This is a genomic window from Streptomyces sp. NPDC093109 (genome assembly GCF_040701725.1).
In the GTDB taxonomy this organism is placed as follows: Bacteria; Actinomycetota; Actinomycetes; order Streptomycetales; family Streptomycetaceae; genus Streptomyces.
The window spans coordinates 5,971-9,212 of record NZ_JBFBEZ010000068.1; the positions used below are offsets into that span (position 1 = coordinate 5,971).

Here is a 3,242-nt window from a genome sequence, read left to right on the forward strand (position 1 = left end):
GGGCCGGCGTCGGAGGCGGCGTGACGAAAGCCGACCCGTTCGGGACAGGGTCGGGCAACGGAAGCGGGGTGAGGTCCGCGGTGCTCGACGCGGGCAAAGGCGTCGGCGTCGCGTCGGGGAGCGGCGCGGGGGTGGGGGCCGGCGTCGGAGGCGGCGTGACGAAAGCCGACCCGTTCGGGACAGGGTCGGGCAACGGAAGCGGGGTGAGGTCCGCGGTGCTCGACGCGGGCGAAGACGTCGGCGTCGGCGCGGGCGAAGACGTCGGCGTCGGCGCGGGCGAAGACGTCGGCGTCGGCGCGGGCGAAGACGTCGTATTCGGGTTGGGCGTGACCGTCGTGATCGGGTCGGGCGTGGACGTCGTGTTGTTCGAACCACCACCGCCGCCCAGGGGGGAGTTGGGGTCCGGCAAGACGTTCAGATCGGTGAAGCTGTCGGCATCGAAGAACTTGTTGCCCATTTTGTTCGCGATGTTTTCGAGCGAGGTACTGAGGATGACCTCCGTCACGGCACTGATGGAGCCGCCCGCGATGGACATCGGGTCGACCTTCCAGCTGCCGTAGAAGATTCCATTGGTGAGGATTTCCGCCACACCCTCGGAGGGACCCTCGCTCGCCGCTCCCGTGAACGCGTTGGCCCCGAAATTCCCCCATTTATTGTCGTAGAAGTTCTTGAAATTATTCTTGAAATAATTGGTGAGACCCTTGGAAATCACGTCACCGACAATGCCCCCCACGAAGCCGGCGAAGGCACTGATACCGACATCCTTCCAGTCGATACCGGAGGGTCGGCGGTCGCCGCGGGTGAGCGAGATCGTCATGACCTGCGCGGCGAAATTGGTGAGCGCTTCCGTGAGCGCCTGCAGAATTGAGGAGAACGGCCCGGGGGCCCCGCCCATCAAGCGCGTGAGGATCGTCAGAATAGAAACAGTGGTACGGGCCTTCGCGATCGCGGTATCAAAGAAGGACAATCCTCCCGTGAAGAACGACATCGCGGTGATGGTCGCAAGCTCGGCCAGCAGGAAGGCGAGTTCGATCTGAAGCTCGATCTTGGACGTCATGATGTTATTCGACTGCTTGACGAGGTGGCCCCCCTGCCCGCTCGCCTGCTCGGAGAGCTGGTCCACGATCTCCAGCAGTCTCGACGTCGTCTGCTTGAACTGGTCGGCCGAGTCGGGCGGCAGAGCGCCGTCCACCATGGTCGACAACTCCATGATGCCGCTGCGAGCCCCCTGCAGACGCTCCGACAACCTGTCGTGCGGCGCCATATTCTCGTACGCCATGTCGGAGGACGCCTGCAGAGGACGCTCACCAATCAGGACAAAATACATCCACTCCTCTGCTGCCGTGAAATCCATAAAGTCTCTGAGCATGTTTCAGTGCCTGCCGCCGGTTCCATTGCCGAAGTCGTCCATACCGTCCTGCCCCAGCCCGATCTCGTCGTTCGCCCAGTTCGAGGCACCCGTTATCTCGTACTTCGCCTCCCCCAAGGCCATACTGAGGCCATCGAAGGTATCGGCAGCGGCCAACGGCCCCACCGTGAACTGCTCCTGGGAACGCTCGGTGTCAGGTCCGGTCTCACGGGCGTATTCGTCCGTGAGACCGAACCAGTTCCTGGTCTCAGATATTCCATCCTGATATTCCTGCGCTGCACCTCTCATCTCTTTGCCGACTTCTGCTGTCTTTCGCATGAGCGCGTCGAGCAGGCTGAGGTCTGCCTCAAATCGGTTTCCGGAAACCATCCTTCCCTACCCCCTCTTCTCCGCGTCCTCGGTGATCTCGTCGCGCAAGTGGTCGCTGGCCCCGCCACGCTCGGCCGCGGCTCGCTTCACCGTGTCCATGAGCGGGCCGAAGACCCCCTCCCAGTCCATGTCCACGCCCTCACTTCGGGGCAGGAGATCCTTGGGAGTGTCCGACACCGGCCGGAAGGCGTCCATCACCGTTCGCGCCATCTGAGCGTGGGCCTGCCGGGACGCCTCCAGCACCGATGCCGCGAGTTGCATGGCGCCCATGGTCCGGTACTTGCCGTCCAGGAACTTCACCTCACTGAGTTGTCCTTGGGCGTTGACGGTGACCTCGACGCTGCGGTCCTTCGACCGCGCCGTGGCCGATGCGTTGCTCAGGTGTGCCTTCGCGTCGGCCACGGCCTTCTGGGTCTGTTCAAGATGTGCCCTGGCCCTGTCCAGTCGTTCCTGTATCGACTCTGTCATCGCCCGCCCTTACCCTCGGTCTCTCATCGCCCGATGACGGCCGGAGCGCCGCCTTCGTCCGTGCCCCAGACGTCCTCGTCCTCGCCCAGCCACGCGGCCCGGTCACGGTCGGCGCTCTGAGTCTGCTGCGGCTGGCCGCCTCCCATGCCGCCGCCCATCGGCGGGGCGAAGGGCATGCCGCCCGCCGTGTTCATACCGCCGCGCTGCGCGGCGACCTCTTCCTCACTCTGGCCGAAGCGGTTCGCCTGCGGGCCGCCGGGGCGCGTGATGGGCCGGCTGCTGTCGTCCAACACGTTGCGGACCCGCTCGCCCTCGTTGCCGCCGCCGCTGACGCTGCCGTTCATGCGCATGCCTTGCGGCAGCATCGGCATACCGCCGGGCCCAGGCATGCCACCGGGCGTGCCGCTCCCGGAACCGGAGCCAGAACCGTAACCGTAACCGGACGACGAGTCGTCGTACAGCGCCTCCTCGTTACCGGAGCCGTAAGAGCCGTTGAACCCGCCCGGGCTGTTCAGGCCGCCGGGGCTGTAGACGCCGTCCTGGCCGTACGAGGGGAGGTTCGACCCGCCGCCGAGGTGGCTGGGCAGCGTCTGGCCGGAATCGATCTCAGTCGTGGTGACCGTCCCGTCGGGCTGCCGGTTGGTGATCGTGCCCGCGTCCGGGTCGATCCGGCTGCTGCTGCCGTCGGGGAAGTCGGTGGTAAGGCTGCCGTCCCGGTTCAGGGTCGTGGTGCTGCCGTCGCCGTTGGTGATCGACTGCCCGATCGGCAGGGAGTCGATGTCCGTCGAGCCGTCCCGCTCGATCGTGGTGATGTCGCCGGTCCGCGGGTCGAAGTTCCGCGATGACCCGTCCGGGTACTCCATGGTGACCGACCGGTCGGGGTTGAGCGTCGTGGTGCCGCCCCTGTTGTCGAGCGATCCATTCGGGAAATCGACGCCGCCGGAGGGCCAGTTCAGGGATTCGAAGCGGCGGTTTCCGCCGCCGAGGTCCCGGGACTGCTCCTCGTAGCGCTTCTCGGCCTCGGCCTGCTTCTGCT

2 protein-coding genes and 2 pseudogenes are annotated in these 3,242 nt (G+C 65.8%); all 4 read right to left on the bottom strand.

Translation table 11 applies throughout. The features are described 5' to 3' along the window. Positions 1-1,354 (bottom strand): annotated as a pseudogene (locus tag AB0389_RS36025) (sugar-binding protein); the annotation flags it as partial. 18 nt (positions 1,355-1,372) lie between these two features. After that, positions 1,373-1,738 carry a hypothetical protein gene (locus AB0389_RS36030; RefSeq protein ID WP_366399794.1) on the bottom strand — a complete coding sequence of 122 codons (366 nt, stop codon included), beginning with the start codon at positions 1,736-1,738 and terminating at the stop codon, positions 1,373-1,375. 6 nt (positions 1,739-1,744) lie between these two features. Beyond that, on the bottom strand, positions 1,745-2,206 hold the full coding sequence (locus AB0389_RS36035) for a YbaB/EbfC family nucleoid-associated protein (RefSeq protein ID WP_366399795.1): 462 nt from the start codon (positions 2,204-2,206) through the stop codon (positions 1,745-1,747). Between the two features lie 23 nt (positions 2,207-2,229). Beyond that, a pseudogene (locus AB0389_RS36040) lies at positions 2,230-3,242 on the bottom strand (microtubule/TRAF3 and DISC1 binding protein); the annotation flags it as partial.